Source organism: Dyadobacter fermentans DSM 18053 (assembly GCF_000023125.1).
Taxonomy (GTDB): Bacteria; Bacteroidota; Bacteroidia; order Cytophagales; family Spirosomataceae; genus Dyadobacter; species Dyadobacter fermentans.
Genome location: NC_013037.1, coordinates 2354880 through 2370815 on the forward strand (window position 1 = coordinate 2354880; position 15936 = coordinate 2370815).

Sequence of the window (15936 nt, forward strand, 5' to 3'; positions counted from 1 at the left end):
TCCTGAATTCGAAGTAGAAAAGGCGCAACGTGTAAAGGGATTGCACAAGCCAATCGTGTCGCCAACAACGTTCAATTTAGTCCAGGATATGATTTCCGGACGAAAACGGAATCGCTATCAAAAGCCAAAAATCGTCTCAGATGACAATCTTCCACTCCGGGGGTTGATGTAGCAACTGGCCATTAACCGAAACCGCAGCCTCCAATCTTGATTTTCGAATGGAAGTGCGGATTCCGGATAGCAAATCTGAATAGTCAGAGCAGGTTATAAATAAATTCGAACCTCCTCCTCTCTGCAAAAACAGACAAAGCCTGTAAAATGATACATTTACAGGCTTTGTCTGTTTACTTCAAAAATCACTTCATTCTATTGCTTGACAACCTTGACCGCCCGTCCATCGCTGGTCGTGAGCAGATAGGTGCCGGAAGCAACCCTGCCCAGGTCAATGTCGACTGTCCTGTCTTTCACTGAAAATTCAAGAAGTTTCTGCCCTGCCGTATTCACGAGCCAGACCTTCCCATCGACCGGCGGCGTCACCAGTTCGATGCGGGTGAAGCTGTTTGTAGGGTTTGGGAAGGCCATAATCGGGTTTTGATCTGCCGTGAGCACGCTGCGGAGCATGCTTTAAGCGAACGTGCCGTCGGCGTCAATCATTTTTAGTTTGTATAAATTCTCTCCCGCCAGCGGCGCTGCATCGGTGAACTTATATTGAAGGTGGGAGTTGCTGGTCTGCGCTGCGGCCACCGAGCCGATTTCGCTCCACTTTTTGCCATCCGCACTGCGCATGATCACAAACGTTTCGCTGTTCACTTCCGAAGCCGTTTCCCAGTGAAGCTGCACCACAGCCCCTTCTTTCACAGCCTGAAACGAAACCAGTTCGACAGGCAATGCACCCCCCTGTGTTTTTACAAAAAACCCGGAAAACCCTTTTACATCAAAGGAAATCTCCCAGCGGGCATGATCGGCGTTCCATATAATGTCGCTGTCCTGAGGATCGATGGTTGAAATCCCGCCTGTGTAAGTGTTGGGAAGGCCGGTTGCATCCGGCGCACCCTCCTGGCTTTGGCCGCCGCGTTTTTCGATTCTCAGATTTGCCTTGCCGGCGGCATCAGTCGCATTTGCAGGAAGCGGCTTGCTGGCGGTCGCGTTAAAAGCATTAAACTCTTCCTGAGAGAAATAAAGCGTCACACGGCCCTCAGCCGAACCTGCATTTTCAGCCGGAAAAATTTCGTAATGTCTTTTTACAAAACCATCAGGCTGAGATGCCTCCACCCACACGCGCGCCGTCACATTGCCGCGCACCGGCTGCTCGCTGCCAACACCTGCCACCGTGGCGATCAGCGATTCGCATCCCGACGCGTACACTGTGCTCCCGACACTGTTTTGATCGGCCTGCACGCTCTGAGCCGAGGTGGCCAGCGTTGCTCCTTGATCAGGATTTGTATTGCTGGCTTCATAAGCGCCAATATCGATGCTGCCAAGCTGGATGCGGAAATTCCCGGCCGCATCCGTCGCATATGAATTTGATGCCGACAAGCCTGCATTGATCAACGGCGAGCATCCTGAAAGACTGTAATCCCCACCCGTAAAAGGCGCCCCGGACCATGACAGTGCAGATTTAAAGAGCGGATTGGTGTTGGCGTTAAATTCCCGGTGCCTGCATTTGCTTCAACGCCTTCCACCAGGCAATGCGAAAACAGCGTGCTGCCGCCCTGGGTGTTGTAGCGCTGTTTCCGCTGATCACCAAGTTGACTACATTCACGCCGTGGCCATAATTGTAAAACCCACCGCCAACAAAGCCGGTTGCGGTTCCCGGTGATCCGGCCATTGATCAGTGTCGGATAGCCGAAATCGACTGAAATACCGCCCCCACTGCTGCTAGCCGTATTTTTTTGTAACACAAAATTAGAAATTGTCGCTTTTGACCAAATCAAGTAAACCCCTCCGCCTGACCTGGCGGCATTGCCCGCTATGAACACATTGTTGATTTTGGGAGAAGAGTTCGCGACATAAATCCCGCCTCCCTCGTCTCTTCTTGCATCATAACCATTGATCTGGGTGGTCAGATCATTGTAGGCCGTGCCGCCGGTGATAGTGAATCCATCCAGCGCAGCCTCCCCTGCATTGCCAATGCAAACCACCACATGGTAAGCGTTGTTTCCCCGGTTGCTGGTGCTCAGGCCGTCCACCGTAATATCATTGTTATCAAGGTCGCCGCTGAGGATCGAGCGTCTCGCAGATTGCAGGTCGCGCTCCGAAAGCGAGGTTTCCGTGCCTTTGAAGCCGCCATAAATTTTGACGTCGATCTTCATTAAAAACGCATTGTTGCGATCTCCGACAGATACGGTGGAAACGTCGTCAGCCCTGCGCCGCGGAACGTATTTGCCTTCCGCAACCCAAACCTGCTTTACATATTGTTTTTCAATCATCCCCTGAATGTCGTCGCTGGCATTCTCCCAGCTTGATCCATCGCCGGCACCACGGGCGGTCTGCATCACATATCGGATTTCATATATGGGCTCGACAGGCCGAACGCCGCCTTCGTGGGGGCCAAGGTCGATTCTTCCGTCGAGCAACCGGGCATTTCCGGCCAGGTCCAGTTCTGTCAAACCAAGCCCTTCAATGTCTGGCGTGCCTGCGTTGAGCAGCGGCGAGGTGGTCAGCAAGTGATAATCTCCATCTTTGGTAGGTGCCAGGCTAGCGAGCGCCGGGCTTACAAAACCCGGGTTCGTGTTGCCGGGAAAATTTCCTTCGCCCGGTAGATCGATCCCGCCCACTAATGAGTGCGCAAATTCGGGCAAGCCGCCAGTCGCATTGTCGCTGTTCCCCCAAATGATGCTGTTTTAAATCTGGCCACCGGCTCGCCGAAGGAATAGATCCCTGCCCTTCCAAGCCCGGTGTTCCCGCTGATCGTGGTGTTCACAACTTCCGTGGACGACCGATAAAAATACATTCCGCCACCATTCGAGGCCGTATTGCCGGTGATCAGCGTATTGCTAATCTTCCCGAGCGAGCTCCAAACGGCGATTCCGCCCCCGTTGTCCCTCACTGCCGTGTTGCCTTTAAATTCGCAATGCGTAAGGGTCACCTCTGAGTCCGAAATTGAGAGCCCGCCGCCGCTGGATTCTGTGGTGTTGTCGAGAAATGATGAGCGCGTGATATTTGCCTGAGAGTACCAGTAAACGGAGCCGCCTGCGCCGAGGCCGGTTGAATGGTTATTGCGGACGACCAGGTTTGACAGCGTGGGCGATGATTGGCCCACATAAAAGCCGCCGCCTTCAGAGCTTCGCACATTCCAGCCGTCCACATTAATAATCGCATCCGAATCGGCATTTCCGCCGGTAATAATGAACCCATCAAGCAGCGCGCTGCCGACGTCATTGACACTGACCACCACGTGATAGGAATTCGTGCCCCTGATCGTTTTACTGACGCCGTCGACAACAAAATCATCAATGCCCATGTCACCGCTGAGGGTGGAACGCGTACCAGCGTTCCTTGCATCAAGCGTCGTCTCCGTTCCTGCAAAACCGCCGTATATGCGCACATTGGGGCGCATTACAAAGGCATTTTTCCGGTTAAGCGGCTGATAAAGGGTGGTGTTGTCCAATGGCCTGACGGGCCGGTAAGTTCCTGATGCCACCCAAACCTCCTCCGTTCCCTCGGCGTCGATCATAGCTTGCAAATCGTCGCTGGCATTCTCCCACGAGCTGCCGTCGGCCTCCCCGGAGGAAGATGGTTTTACAAATCGGCGCGCCTGCGAAAAAGCGTCGCTTGACGAAATGTCTAAGCAAAACGGCAAAAGAAATGTTAGTAATTTTTTCTTCATAGAGTCGGGTTGGTTTTTTCCGCCATATCTGCCTCCACACCCCTAAGAATCATTTCCAGGGCCCATTTTAGCAATTCGTTGGACTGCTCATTATTCAATCCGCTGACATCTTTATTGGAAATTAGAGGCTCAATTCCGCAGAGCAGGGTCACCACGTTTTTTAAATTAATGTAAGTCTGGTCGTCCAATTCAGTTTGAAAAGGTTTCATGACGATCTCCAAAGTTCTAGGGCGCCTGCCCCCGCGATGAGCTATCGCCGACTCACCCTTTACTGATTTATCCAGCACCAGGCTCAGGTATTTGCGGAATTGATTCTCGTGCTCCTGAACCAAATTGTTAAAATAATCCTGCACATACAGAAGCGACTGGCTTAGGGTCATTCCTCTGACGTACTCGGTGAAGTCTTCTGGATCTTTATTGGTCATCGATATAGCCACATCCAGACACAGGATATCAATATTGGCGTAGTATCTATAGATGGTTGCACGGGAAATCTGCATCTGGGCAGCCACGTCGTCGAGAGAGAAATCCTTATTGGAAACTAACATCTCTCTTGCCGTTTCCAATATCTTCTTCTGAGTCTTCAACTTCTGGTTGACCCTGCCGGATTTTATATTTTTGTCATTCATGAGACAAATATCTTATAAAGCTTGCAATAATCAAAATTAGCTGATAGTTTTGTGAGACAAACTTCTAATAAAAATAAAAAATGAAAGTTGAAAAAGAAGTTATTTGTCTGGGTCACAGAATTATACCACACCAAACAAGCGGAAGTTACGATCTGATTGAAGGCATATCTGCCCCGGGTGTACCCGGCCCACCCCCTCATTATCACAGCAAATACCATGAGGTGTTTGTGGTCACAGAAGGCGCGCTGGAATTTCTTATTGACGGCAATCCGGTGACGGTAAAAGCAGGGGAAAGTATAGACATTCCCGCCAATACGCTGCATACCTTCACCAATCAAGGAGAAAGTAATTGCCGTTATCTCAATATTCACAGCCCAAAGGGTTTTCTGGGACTGTTCGAAACTTTCGGTGTTGATGCCTCAGAACAGCATGCATTTGAAAAGTCAGTCGCACCCGATGTAATCAGTAGGGTACTTCAAAGGGCAACAGATTTTGATATGCATATTATTGTTAGTTAATCAAGGGTGAAGACCCTTAAATTCTAATTTAGAGCTGGTTGGCTTTTTTCTAAACCTTACAAAAAGAATATGAAAATTATAATTGTTGGAGCCAATGAGCCCTTGACCAACTTGGCATAAAAGCGCTTTACCTCTGTGCTTTGTAGCGGTAGCAATACGAGAATATGCGACCAGCTCAATTGTCGTGACAGTGTCACGACAATTTTCTTAGCAGCAAATTGTAACGTCCGGCGAAGGTTTTTCTCTTTGAAGTTCCGTCCATATTTCTGAGTCAAATGCCTGGAAAAGGTCACAACAATCTTTTTACCATAGTCGGCTCGCTTTGACCTCCCCCCGGCAAGCGAGACAGCTGATAATTAGAGATTTTCGGTGGTGAGCCCCTCCCAGGTTTTCAGACGGTTGAAAGTAGAGTTTCCGGTGTGTCTTGATGGAAATTAACAAATTCCTTTGGGGTTAAATCATTCAGCGCGCTGTGAGGCCTGAAGTGGTTGTATTCCCACCGAAAGTCCTCGATTTTTTCACGGGCGTCGTCCAGCGATAAGAACCAATTGACTGAAAGGCATTCGTCTCGGAATTTTCCGTTAAATGAGTCAACATACGGATTATCGGTTGGTTTCCCGGGTCTTGAAAAGTCTAAGGTAACCCTATTTGTATAAGCCCACAAATCCATTTCCTTCGAGATAAATTCACTGCCATTGTCGCACTGAATACGTTCTGGAAAACATCCTTCGATTAAGCAGATCCTGGTCAGTTCAGCTGCGACATCTGCCCCTTTCAGAGATTTGCCAAGCAGCAATCCGTGGCAGATTTTACTGCAATTATCCACTACAGTTAACACCCGGAACCGTTCGCCGTTGTAGAGCGCATCTTGCACGAAATCCATACCGCGCGGCGTCCGCTCCACACCTTATTTATTCCTTGAGTGTCCAGACGTTCCAATCGGTGCTCTGCGCTTCGGCTTCTCCTTGGCCTCTTAGTTCGCAAATTCAGCCCGCAGGTCTTATAAATGCGGTAAACACGTTTATGCCGGGGTGCCGGTGCACTTGTCACTAAACCCTTCTCTTTTCAACAGCACAAAAATGCGTCTGAACCCATATCGAACCCTCGTATTTGCGATTTCTTTCATGCGCATCATTAGCAATGTATCGTCACGACGGTGCGATTTGTAGTAGTACATTGCCCGAACCAATTTCACACACCGGCATGCTCTTTGGATTGAGACGCGATAATTCGAAATAAGCCAATTGGCCATTTCCTTTTTGTAAGGAGGCCTCACAGCTTTTTTTAATAACATCCTGAAGCATTTGCTTGTCCAGGCTCAGATCTGCGACAAGCTTTTTCAACTGGGCGTTTTCCTCCTCCAACTGACGCAGCTTTCGCAGTTCGGCAACGCCCATGCCGCCGTACTTTTTCTTCCAGTTGAAAAAAGTGGCCTGGGAAACCCCTAATTGACGGCATATCTCCTCGACACGTGTGCCGGTCTCCGATTGTCTAAGCGCAAAAGCGATCTGCGCTTCCGTGAATTTCGACTTTTTCATAGTGACAAATTACGTTTTTGATCCGTTTTTGCCACCGAAAATCTCTAGTTTTCAGTTGTCTCGTTTGCTGGGGGGAGGTCAGGGGCAAAACGAAAGCAAGAAGCAGTTTCTGAAATGCTCAAATCGCTAGACGAAATCGACAACTATGTAAAAAAAGGTACTATTACACAAGAGCAAGGCAAAGAATACTCGCATCTTATTAAGAGTAGAACAGATGAGCTTCTCGGCATGGTGTGGTTCCTAAAAAAATCGCGGCACAGAGCCGGTATTCGACCGATGGAATCGCCCTGCCTTCCGCTAAAGCTCCAAAATTACTTGGCAACGGGGGAAATAACTGATATCATCAATTAATATTGCTGATACTCCAACAACAAATGAAGGATCGGTCTGCATATCCCAACAGCAGCCCTGAGTTTTTGCGGTCAGCACCGCCCTCTCGGTCTGCGCGACACCATCCTTTCATTTATTGCCTCTCTTTGCGATCGCAGGCCAAAGACAAGCAGCTCGCTGGGCATCTGCGAGCTTTTCGAGGCTGTAGATGCGAACCGGGTGTAAACCTGATCGCATCTATCTGAACTTTTGGAACCGCTCTTTTCGCTAATTCACGTAGACAACACGTTGTTTAACCTCCTCACTACTTAGATCAGCCTTTTCCTGCTAGGCCAGCCAAATATTTCCCTCAATGCCCCCTCCTTTCGATGCGACTTTCTAAATGCAACAGCAAGTTATAACTACGCGGCTCCTGCTTTCCGAATTGTCACCATCACCATGCAGATTATGCAGGCAACCCTGCAACTCGGCTATCAAAGAGGGGCTTTCGATGAAATTCTCCTGGAATAGTTTGTCGGCTGGAACTACAAGCAAATCTACGACTTAGTGCCTCAGCGAATAGTCTAGTGATTGGAATTCGATCAGGCTCACTGCCAATTGATCCGCCGCTGTCAAAAACTACTTAGTAGACAATCACCCAATCACTCTGAAAGTATTGAATGCACCGCCAGCTGGATTTTCTCGCGCCAAGTCAAGCCACTGATACTCCTGATATTATTAATCCACCTCCAAAGCCGGAGGATTCTCATGGATTTCCGCTATCAATGCAACTTTCATAGCTCTTAATTAGGAGATCGTTGATTTATAATATCTATCTCCCAGCCAAAAGGCCACATTAACCAGCGCTATCAAGGCCGGTACTTCTACCAACGGGCCAATTACGCCCACAAATGCCTGACCGGAATTGATGCCAAACACACCGATCGCGACGGCGATCCCCAGCTCGAAATTGTTTCCCGACGCGGTAAACGCAATGGACGCGTTCTGTGCGTAATTGGCCCCGTGTGATTTTGCAATGAAGAAACTCATCAGGAACATCACTACAAAATACATTACGAGCGGTATCGCTATCAACGCCACATCTCCCGGCAACTGGACGATCAGCTCCCCTTTCAGGCTAAACATTAAAATGATGGTAGCCAGCAGCGCTATTAAAGTAATGGGAGAAATGAGGGGTAGAAATTTCGTCTCGTACCTCTCCTCCCCCTTCAAGGCTGTCAGTCCGATTCGACTTAGCATTCCGGCCCCGAAGGGAATGCCAAGGTAGATCCCAACGCTTAGTAACGGTAATATCGACAGCCAGTCCTCTCAAACCGATCAACGGCGGTAAAACCGTAATGAAGAAATAGGTATAGAAACTATACAGCAGTACCTGAAACACGCTATTCACCGCGACCAACCCCGCTGCATACTCCCGGCTGCCTTCCGCAAGTTCATTCCACACGAGCACCATAGCGATACAGCGCGCCAGGCCGATCAGTATCAATCCGACCATGTAATCAGGATGATTCGGCAAAAAGATCACCGCAAGCACAAACATCAGCACCGGGCCGACGATCCAGTTCAGCAGAAGGGAAACGGTCATTACACGGGTGTTTCGAAAAACCTCCCCCATTTTGTCGTACTTCACCTTGGCTAGCGGCGGATACATCATCAGAATCAAACCGATGGCCAGGGGGATGTTGGTAGTGCCGCTGGAAAATCGGTTGATATACCCGGGTACTGATGGCGCGACATTCCCAAGAATGACCCCAAAGGCCATCGCGAGGAAAATCCACAACGTCAAGTACCGGTCGAGGAATCCGAGTTTCTTGCGGTTGGCCGCAGGAGCGCAGTTGTTGGCAGACATTGCTTACAGATTTTTCTTAACAAAGTTTTCAGAGTAAGTTTTAATCTGCTCACGAACGGCCCGGAACGCTTCTAGAACCTCTTCCTCAGTACCCGTTACTTTTGCCGGATCAGGAAAGTTGTGGTGGAATTGCTTTGCATTAGTGGGGAAATAAGGGCAGCGCTCTTTGGCATTGTCACAAACGGTGAGCACGAAATCAAAATCGATGTCGCCGTATTCATCCAGGTTGTTCGACGTATGATTGGAAGTATCTATTCCATCCTCCGCCATGATCGCGACCGCTTTGGGATTCACGCCGTGCGTCTCTACCCCGGCACTGTATACGACGGCCTTGTCTCCGGCAAAATGCCTCAAATACCCCTCTGCGATCTGGCTCCGGCAACTGTTACCGGTGCATAGCACCAATACTTTTTTCATGTTTATTTAATTGATTCCTATGATTTTACTTCTGCGTTCCAACAGATTGACATCCCGCCAGGCCCCTTTCATTTTACCGATTTTCTCACGGTAGCCGATGATGCGGAAACCATTGTTTTCATGAAGCCTGATACTTGCCGGATTTTCCGGGAAAATACCGGCCTGCAATGTCCAGTACCCCTTGCCCTCGCTTTCGATGATTAAATGCTTCAAAAGCAGATCCCCTATTTTCTGCCCTCTGAAAGCTTTGGCTATATAAATGCTCACTTCGGCCACTCCGGTATAGACGCAGCGGCCTGAAACCGGTGTCAGGGCAGCCCAGCCCGCCACTTCGCCATGATCGGAAACGGCAACGTACCGGAGATTAGCCACATGGGACTGATCCCACACCGCCCATTCCGGCGGACTCGTTTCGAGCGTTGCCTGACCGGTTGCAATTCCCTGAGCGTAGATGTCCCGGACCGCAGGCCAATCGCTGGGTAACAGTTCTCTGATCGTCATCGATATGTTGTTATGGTGGTTAATTAGCAGCAGCCGCCTCCCGGTGCGCAACAAGACGCTTCCTCAGCGACTACAATCAACTTAGGCTCTTCCTTTTTTTCGGCGGGAGCGCAGCAGGACGCGTCGGCCGACGATGTTCCGCAGCTTTGGTTGCGCGAAAGTGCCTTACACTGCGTGAAGTCGGGGACTAAATTTACCGTAAATGTCTCGCCTTCGGTAACGAACTCGCCGGGGTACATTTGCCGCATGTCGAACTTCGAATTGCCGAATTCAATCTTCACTATGGCATTGGGGTCCAAAGGCAATGATTTCTCTACGATCCCGAAGATTTTAAGCGCCTTGTCCACTTTCATGGAACGGTCAGCTTCTTTCACCGACGGCTCCCAAAGCTGCACGATAACCTCTGTCCAGCTGTTCATCTGACCGCCGCAATCGACCGACACGATCGGCGCCTGTTTGATTTCGGTAATATGATACGAGCTATCTACGAACTTCCCTGCTTCATATTCAAATTGCAGATGCATGTCAGCATTCTGCTCGAGCGTACTTTTGAAGTCGCCCCACGTCACTGGATTTGGTTGATTTGCCATAGCTCAATTGTTATAATGTAATATTGCGATTAATTTACTCAAAAAAATACCCGCTTAGTTGCAGCAGGTAACCTGTTCAAAGGATTCCAGTATCGAGCCGAAGGCTTGCCGAGCCTCTTCCCACACCGGTGGATTGATGCAATAGCAAACGCGTGGAGGGTTAATCTCACCCTGAATAATGCCTATCCGCTTCAACTCCTTCAAATGCTGAGACACGGTTGCCTGGGCAAGGTCCAGTTCATCCACCAGGTCGCCGCAAACACATGCCTTGCGCGCAATGAGCAGCTGCAAAATTGCCACCCGCGCAGGGTGTGCAAATGCCTTCGCCAGATCCGCGATCCGGTTTTGTTGCTCGGTAAATATTTCCGTTTTCGTAACTCCCATAATGCAAACATAAGAGAAAGAAAATACTATCGCAATATTACGATAGCATTTTCTTTCTTGTAAACGACAAAATTACAACCCTATTACTTCGACTGTACTCTGGAATTTTCAGAGTACATATAGAAGCTCCCGGCAGTCTAGGCCTCTTATTCATACATCTTTGATGTTTATCCCAATCCCAGGAGCTAATTAATTGTGACCATACTTCATGTAACCTTTATATTACTATATTTACAACCGGTAAAACAGCGGACTCATGGATAAATTTCATTGGGCAAAATATATTTTTAGCTTCTCGATCGTAGCAATCATAGCTGCCGTTACAGCCAAATACATTACAAGTAATGCCTTTTTACTGATCATTCTATCAGCCGCTCTTTGCTGGCTATCCATCAAAGGCTTTTCGGCCACACAGGCTCACCGGTAACGGGAGCGATCTGCACTTTTCGCTAACATCGTCAGTCAATCGGATGTCATGAGCTTTGTAAAATGGAAACACTGATCATTTTTTCAATCATTTTCCTTCCAATGGGCTGGTTGATCTGGTGTATGGTCCGATATACGCGAGATACGATCGGGAGCAATTCTCCGATGAAAGTTCAGCGGATTTACCGGACGACCATGCAGTCATTTTTTGTCAGGTCTGACTATTTGTTTGTCCTGATGGGGCTCATCATGTTTGGCGTGACCATGCACGCCGTATTTTTTGCGCGCTTCTCTACCCCATATCCAGAAATTGGCAGGGCTGTGGTCTTTTTACTCTGTTTGTCTTCACTAGCCGTGCCGGCAATGATCGTCAGCGTCGATCTAAACCATTGGCCATATTCGAGAGGCGTTGTGATTACCAGCTACCCAGAAGTGCATCAACTGGAAATTGAGCTTTCAGATGCGGTGCTTGTTTTGAAGGATGGAGACATTTCCCGGATACAGGTTTTTCATAACAACGGCAAACTACAACTCGGCTTCGCTGTATTCTATTTAACCAGCGGGGACCACTTCATTCTACCCTTCAAAACAGAAGGCATGTGGGTAATTCAGGAATACTTCAAAGGGCTACCCGTTGAATACTTCGATCGGCTGATACCGCTCATCAGAATCCACCCAATGGAATCCGTGATATGAGCGCAACACCGGCAGAAGGATATAAAAAATATCGCTGGTTCTGGTTTTACTTGCAAACTGGAATGGGACTGCTCATGCTGTTTGCCACATATATGATGTGGGCTAAAATGAAAGAAGAAGATGAGATAGTCAAGAATTCACCGCTGGTGTGCATGCGAGTGACTGCACGAGAACGTTGCGCGGGCATTTCCAAACTACCCGATGTTATCCACGCTAGCTATGAAGGGCGAAATTATACTTTCGATTGCGGGCGCAAATATTTCAGAAGTACCTTTGGTGTAGACAGCATCCAGGTCCACTTTGATGCCTTGAAAGATCGGGCCGTTTTACCTGTCCTTAATTTCCCGCACTAACATTTCTTGTGGTGATGATTGCCGGAGCCGCCGTGATGACGATCGCCGATGCGGCAGTCACTGCGCGGAAATATCGCTAAAATCAGTTGTGAATCATAAATTGCCCCATCGCCATGTGAAGAATCCGGCGGCCAGCTTTTTAAATACCCAAACACCTTTTTGCAACTACCACTCCCAATTCCTAGTTGAATTGATCCTTAGTATCCCCGGCGTTTCTGAGATCGTCTAAAATCGAAAAAAAACTGCTGATATCAAGAGGTCATTTCACGCTCGTTGAACAGGCTGCGCATGATACAAAGAAAAATCACCGCCTTTTCACTCCTTTGTCCGGTCACTACCATACCAGTCGTCGTCAACATTAAAAGCGCATTCGAAGCCGCACTTTTATTTACCTGAAAGCACGCCACAATGCCTCCAAAAACCGCCCCTTGTTTCCCTTGCCAAAGCAAATAAGGGAAATACCTTGCGGCAACGGCCCTTAACCCTAAATGTTCTAAGTGCCTGCTATGCTGCTCAATCCGATCCTAGGGCTGTTGCAGATGACTAATGATTTATAAAGAAGCAAGTAATTTTTTTCAGTTCTCATTCACCAATGGCTAATTGTAATTGAAGGAGACCGTGTAAGTACCCCGTTTCTCAGACAGTCATTTGGTGGTGAATTTTCTTTTTCACCAGCGATTCCTTCCATTCAAATGGTGTCAAATTGCCCAGTCCTTCATGTGGTCGTCGCTGGTTATATTCTTCAATCCATTCCGCGGTTAATTGCCTGACCTGATCCAGGTCGAAGAACAAATAAGCGTCTAATACAGCTTCTCTGTACAGTCGATTAAATCGTTCGATATAGCCATTTTGCGTTGGCTTGCCTGGCTGTATAAATTTGGCTTCAATGCCTTTTTCCTCACACCAGATCGTGAAATTTCCGGAAGTGAATTCCGGTCCGTTGTCCGATCTGATCGCCATTGGGAATCCTCTGCTTTCTCCAATACGGTTCAAAGTCCTAATGATCCGCTTCGCGGAAAGTGAAGTATCGATTTCTATGGCCAATGCCTCACGTGAGCAGTCGTCAATGACGTTGAACGTTCGGAATTTGCGGTTGCCGACCATACTGTCGCTCATAAAATCGACACTCCAAACTTCATTCACCTGCGCTGGCTGAGCTAAAGGTTGCCTAACCCGATCGGGTAATCGCCGCTTCCCCTTTCGCCTCTTATTCAGCTTCAAAACTTGATAAATGCGGTGAACTCGCTTATGATTCCATGGCTTACCTGATCTTCGCAGGTAGGCAAACAGCTTTCTAAACCCGTATGAAGGGTGTTTGAATGCCAAGTCCTGCAACGACTCAATTACCTCAGAATCATCCTTCTTACTGCTGTAATAATATTGAGAGCGAACAAGGCTAACGATTTTACAGGCTCTGCTCACAGCGATATCGTGCTCGCGAACAATCTCCTCTGTCAATTCCCTTTTTGCGGCAGAGCCCAGCCCTTTTTTACGAAAATCTCTTTGAGTATTTGGTTATCCAGGCTCAGGTCCGCGAACATCTTTTTGAGCCGGGAATTCTCTTCCTCCAAATCCTTAAGCCTTTTGACGTCGGAAGCTTCCATGCCTCCATACCGACTCTTCCAATTGTAAAAAGTGGCCTCAGAAATGCCATGCTGCCGACAAATCTCCTTGGTTGGGATGCCTGCTTCCTGCTGCTTGAGGATCGAAACGATCTGCGTCTCTTGTGAATCTGGTCTTTTTCATCAGTTTAAAATTAAGGTTTAATCTCTAATTTCAAACTGTCTGTCGTTTCGGGATACTTACAATTCCAGCCATAATCATAGTTTTTTGATGCTGCCGGAGCGGTGATATCGTTGATTTCTTCAAAATGTTCGCCTACATCGATGAGGAAAAGCTTTTTTGAAACAGGATCCAGGCTCATTCGCCACGGATTCCGGAAACCTACTGCCCAAATGCTCCTTCTCTGACGTGAAGCGCCGGGTTGATTGTAATAGGGATTGCCGGGTGCCGGCTCACCATTGTCGAGCAACCAGAGGATTTTTCCCCTGTACGTGTCGAGCTGAGGTGCAAACACGGGACGGTTGCTGTCGCCGATCGCTATATAGAGATAACCGTCTTTGAAAAGCAGGGCACCGCCGTTATGATTTCCATTCAGGATTGAATCGAACTGCATGACCCGGGTGACCGAATTTACTGTATTTGCAGGCGTGATGCCAATCACATCCAGATAATGCCTGCTACGCTGCTGATTCGTGTAAAAAAGATAGCATTTACCATTTGCGGCAAAATCAGGATGCAGAGTAATCCCCAACAGTCCTTGTTCGGCGTCGGTCGTTGTCTGTACCTGGTGAACGGTTGATAGCAAACCATTCTGGAAAACCTTCACGCTACCCGACCGTTCGGCAACGAAAATCCGGCCGTCGGCGGCATGGGCCATGCAAGTAGCCTCGTTGATAACGTCCTGCGTGAGCTTCTTTTGTGTGAAGCCCTGCGGTAATTGTCCAAATGTCAATACTGGGACAAGAAGAAAAGCGAGCAGCCCCATGAGCTGGCCTCGCAAAATCTTTCCCGATAATAGGCGAACTTGTAGAAGTCGAGTTTTAAGCATATCTGTTGTTTTGGTTTTGATCGATTGTTTATTCGTGGCTTTTGAAAACAAACTTGAACAGGTAGGACTGGGCATGCGAAGCGGGCCGAACGACTTGCAACCTCTTACCCAGCAACTGTCGTGAGATGTCGTTGTTTAAATCTTCTTCCTGACTGAAAATCTTCACATGAGTGATTGTACCACTCCTGCCAACGTCAATTTTGACCATTACTACGCCGCTGATATTGGCAGCTTCCAATGTTGTAGGGTAGCGCATCATGGCCGAGAGTTGCCGGGCAATGACGACATCCTCATCTTGAATGGGTGTGTTCTTAGTCCAGCTCTCATTCCTATCGATCCAGTTTTTCTGGTTTGACGCCTGCGCATTTTCTAACAGCTGCTCTGCGGGCTGGCCAGTCGCTTTGCCGATTGTCGCAATTAATAGGACGCAAAAAATTAAAGCATTTATTTTCACGTTTGTGTGCATTTTAAAATGACTAAATGATTTCTAACGCGCCTACATATACGCTCCACTCAAAAGGTTTGACAATGACCATCCATATACACCTGGAGGCCGTTCAAACGACATTCGGGTAGGGCCAGATACATCGCGTTGGCGGCTATCAGTTCCGCCTCGCCCGACTTGCCCGCGCCAAAATGCCGGATCGGGTTGTTGGTGTTGCCACCATCTAGTCCATCAAGAAAGCTGAGAAAATTCAATCGGATATTTCGGTCCGAAAAACGGCCGACTTGCGTCTTGATCAACTGCTTTTCCAAAGCGTAGGCCGCATCATTTAGAGCGAAACACTGATTTTTGTCCAAAGCTGAAACCGGACCGCTTAGAATCAATGCCGAGTTCGGGTTCATGAGAGGGAGGGCGAGCTGAACTATGGAAAACAACTCCCCTACCCCTGACATGACCTTCTCTCGGACTTCTGCCGTAATTTGTCCTGGTACGGCTAGCTCTCCCCTTGTTGGGAATACGCATAGTATATCGATCCCTTCCGGGCAACACCGCCTGAAACGTGCCGCTAGTTGCCCGGCTACCATAGGTCCGCAAGCAAAACCCGTTGCATTCTCACCGATCTGGTCGATCGCGAAGTTCACGTGATTTTGCCTAGAAGCTGTTACGATTACGCGGGCTCCTTCATTGGCAAATAATCGCGCTGTCGCAAGCCCTGGTCCAAACCAGGCATTTACAATGACTGCCGTTTTGCCTTCGAGACTTCTACCCTCCCACCAGCTCTGTGAAATCACCATTCTTTTCCACGGCCGGCCTTATAGTG

18 protein-coding genes and 2 pseudogenes are annotated in these 15936 nt (G+C 48.5%); 3 read left to right on the forward strand and 17 right to left on the reverse strand.

Going from position 1 to position 15936, the window contains the following annotated elements:
* Positions 1-366: 366 nt before the first annotated feature.
* The 5 genes from DFER_RS09435 to DFER_RS09455 are packed head-to-tail and all read right to left on the reverse strand — an operon-like array spanning position 367 to position 4458.
* Complete coding sequence (locus tag DFER_RS09435) at positions 367-621, reverse strand: T9SS type A sorting domain-containing protein (protein ID WP_015811401.1); 255 nt, start codon at positions 619-621, stop codon at positions 367-369.
* Between the two features lie 3 nt (positions 622-624).
* Complete coding sequence (locus DFER_RS09440; RefSeq protein WP_143828706.1) at positions 625-1536, reverse strand: hypothetical protein; 912 nt, start codon at positions 1534-1536, stop codon at positions 625-627.
* A gap of 11 nt (positions 1537-1547) precedes the next feature.
* Positions 1548-2801: a hypothetical protein gene (locus DFER_RS09445; RefSeq protein ID WP_015811403.1), complete on the reverse strand. Its 1254-nt coding sequence runs from the start codon at positions 2799-2801 to the stop codon at positions 1548-1550.
* Positions 2777-3829, reverse strand: coding sequence for a right-handed parallel beta-helix repeat-containing protein (locus tag DFER_RS09450; protein ID WP_015811404.1), 1053 nt, complete (start codon positions 3827-3829; stop codon positions 2777-2779). Before DFER_RS09450 ends, DFER_RS09445 begins: the two co-directional genes overlap by 25 nt.
* Positions 3826-4458, reverse strand: a complete 633-nt coding sequence (locus DFER_RS09455; protein ID WP_015811405.1) for a TetR/AcrR family transcriptional regulator — start codon at positions 4456-4458, stop codon at positions 3826-3828. Before DFER_RS09455 ends, DFER_RS09450 begins: the two co-directional genes overlap by 4 nt.
* Before the next feature lie 80 nt (positions 4459-4538).
* Here DFER_RS09455 and DFER_RS09460 point away from each other — a divergent pair, with 80 nt between their 5' ends.
* Entirely contained in the window at positions 4539-4976 is a 438-nt protein-coding gene (locus DFER_RS09460; protein WP_015811406.1) for a cupin domain-containing protein, read from the forward strand.
* Between the two features lie 56 nt (positions 4977-5032).
* On the opposite strand, the gene DFER_RS30885 is transcribed toward DFER_RS09460, so the two are convergent.
* From DFER_RS30885 to DFER_RS09505, 8 genes and pseudogenes are all read right to left on the reverse strand, one after another.
* The gene (locus DFER_RS30885; protein ID WP_187293451.1) at positions 5033-5269 is read right to left on the reverse strand and encodes a DUF1016 N-terminal domain-containing protein; all 237 of its coding nucleotides are present in this window, start codon (positions 5267-5269) and stop codon (positions 5033-5035) included.
* Positions 5270-5367: 98 nt separating this feature from the next.
* Positions 5368-6514 (reverse strand): annotated as a pseudogene (locus DFER_RS29560) (IS3 family transposase).
* A gap of 1116 nt (positions 6515-7630) precedes the next feature.
* Complete coding sequence (locus DFER_RS31010; protein ID WP_510185864.1) at positions 7631-8071, reverse strand: arsenic resistance protein; 441 nt, start codon at positions 8069-8071, stop codon at positions 7631-7633.
* The gene (locus DFER_RS09485; RefSeq protein WP_510185863.1) at positions 7962-8693 is read right to left on the reverse strand and encodes an arsenic resistance protein; all 732 of its coding nucleotides are present in this window, start codon (positions 8691-8693) and stop codon (positions 7962-7964) included. Before DFER_RS09485 ends, DFER_RS31010 begins: the two co-directional genes overlap by 110 nt.
* Positions 8694-8696: 3 nt before the next feature.
* The gene (locus DFER_RS09490; protein ID WP_015811408.1) at positions 8697-9110 is read right to left on the reverse strand and encodes an arsenate reductase ArsC; all 414 of its coding nucleotides are present in this window, start codon (positions 9108-9110) and stop codon (positions 8697-8699) included.
* A gap of 6 nt (positions 9111-9116) precedes the next feature.
* Positions 9117-9611 carry a GNAT family N-acetyltransferase gene (locus tag DFER_RS09495; RefSeq protein ID WP_015811409.1) on the reverse strand — a complete coding sequence of 165 codons (495 nt, stop codon included), beginning with the start codon at positions 9609-9611 and terminating at the stop codon, positions 9117-9119.
* 23 nt (positions 9612-9634) lie between these two features.
* Complete coding sequence (locus tag DFER_RS09500) at positions 9635-10201, reverse strand: DUF6428 family protein (RefSeq protein WP_015811410.1); 567 nt, start codon at positions 10199-10201, stop codon at positions 9635-9637.
* 54 nt (positions 10202-10255) lie between these two features.
* Positions 10256-10585 carry an ArsR/SmtB family transcription factor gene (locus tag DFER_RS09505; protein WP_015811411.1) on the reverse strand — a complete coding sequence of 110 codons (330 nt, stop codon included), beginning with the start codon at positions 10583-10585 and terminating at the stop codon, positions 10256-10258.
* Positions 10586-11074: 489 nt separating this feature from the next.
* Here DFER_RS09505 and DFER_RS09510 point away from each other — a divergent pair, with 489 nt between their 5' ends.
* On the forward strand, positions 11075-11707 hold the full coding sequence (locus DFER_RS09510) for a hypothetical protein (RefSeq protein ID WP_050774673.1): 633 nt from the start codon (positions 11075-11077) through the stop codon (positions 11705-11707).
* Complete coding sequence (locus DFER_RS09515) at positions 11704-12060, forward strand: hypothetical protein (protein WP_015811413.1); 357 nt, start codon at positions 11704-11706, stop codon at positions 12058-12060. Before DFER_RS09510 ends, DFER_RS09515 begins: the two co-directional genes overlap by 4 nt.
* Before the next feature lie 636 nt (positions 12061-12696).
* Here DFER_RS09515 and DFER_RS09525 read toward each other — a convergent pair.
* From DFER_RS09525 to DFER_RS30360, 4 genes and pseudogenes are all read right to left on the reverse strand, one after another.
* Positions 12697-13806 (reverse strand): annotated as a pseudogene (locus tag DFER_RS09525) (IS3 family transposase).
* 10 nt (positions 13807-13816) lie between these two features.
* On the reverse strand, positions 13817-14722 hold the full coding sequence (locus DFER_RS09535; protein WP_187293452.1) for a PQQ-dependent sugar dehydrogenase: 906 nt from the start codon (positions 14720-14722) through the stop codon (positions 13817-13819).
* Positions 14700-15125, reverse strand: coding sequence for an energy transducer TonB (locus tag DFER_RS09540; RefSeq protein ID WP_187293453.1), 426 nt, complete (start codon positions 15123-15125; stop codon positions 14700-14702). Before DFER_RS09540 ends, DFER_RS09535 begins: the two co-directional genes overlap by 23 nt.
* Positions 15126-15184: 59 nt before the next feature.
* On the reverse strand, positions 15185-15517 hold the full coding sequence (locus tag DFER_RS30360; protein WP_222837327.1) for a hypothetical protein: 333 nt from the start codon (positions 15515-15517) through the stop codon (positions 15185-15187).
* Positions 15518-15936: the final 419 nt, after the last annotated feature.

Excerpts from the sequence above, each read along its gene's own strand:
- DFER_RS09435 (WP_015811401.1), bottom strand. The coding sequence starts at position 621 with ATGCTCCGCAGCGTGCTCACGGCAGATCAAAACCCGATTATGGCCTTC.
- DFER_RS09450 (WP_015811404.1), bottom strand. The coding sequence starts at position 3,829 with ATGAAGAAAAAATTACTAACATTTCTTTTGCCGTTTTGCTTAGACATT.
- DFER_RS09455 (WP_015811405.1), bottom strand. The coding sequence starts at position 4,458 with ATGAATGACAAAAATATAAAATCCGGCAGGGTCAACCAGAAGTTGAAG.
- DFER_RS09460 (WP_015811406.1), top strand. The coding sequence starts at position 4,539 with ATGAAAGTTGAAAAAGAAGTTATTTGTCTGGGTCACAGAATTATACCA.
- DFER_RS09485 (WP_510185863.1), bottom strand. The coding sequence starts at position 8,693 with ATGTCTGCCAACAACTGCGCTCCTGCGGCCAACCGCAAGAAACTCGGA.
- DFER_RS09490 (WP_015811408.1), bottom strand. The coding sequence starts at position 9,110 with ATGAAAAAAGTATTGGTGCTATGCACCGGTAACAGTTGCCGGAGCCAG.
- DFER_RS09495 (WP_015811409.1), bottom strand. The coding sequence starts at position 9,611 with ATGACGATCAGAGAACTGTTACCCAGCGATTGGCCTGCGGTCCGGGAC.
- DFER_RS09500 (WP_015811410.1), bottom strand. The coding sequence starts at position 10,201 with ATGGCAAATCAACCAAATCCAGTGACGTGGGGCGACTTCAAAAGTACG.
- DFER_RS09505 (WP_015811411.1), bottom strand. The coding sequence starts at position 10,585 with ATGGGAGTTACGAAAACGGAAATATTTACCGAGCAACAAAACCGGATC.
- DFER_RS09510 (WP_050774673.1), top strand. The coding sequence starts at position 11,075 with ATGGAAACACTGATCATTTTTTCAATCATTTTCCTTCCAATGGGCTGG.
- DFER_RS09515 (WP_015811413.1), top strand. The coding sequence starts at position 11,704 with ATGAGCGCAACACCGGCAGAAGGATATAAAAAATATCGCTGGTTCTGG.
- DFER_RS30360 (WP_222837327.1), bottom strand. The coding sequence starts at position 15,517 with ATGAACCCGAACTCGGCATTGATTCTAAGCGGTCCGGTTTCAGCTTTG.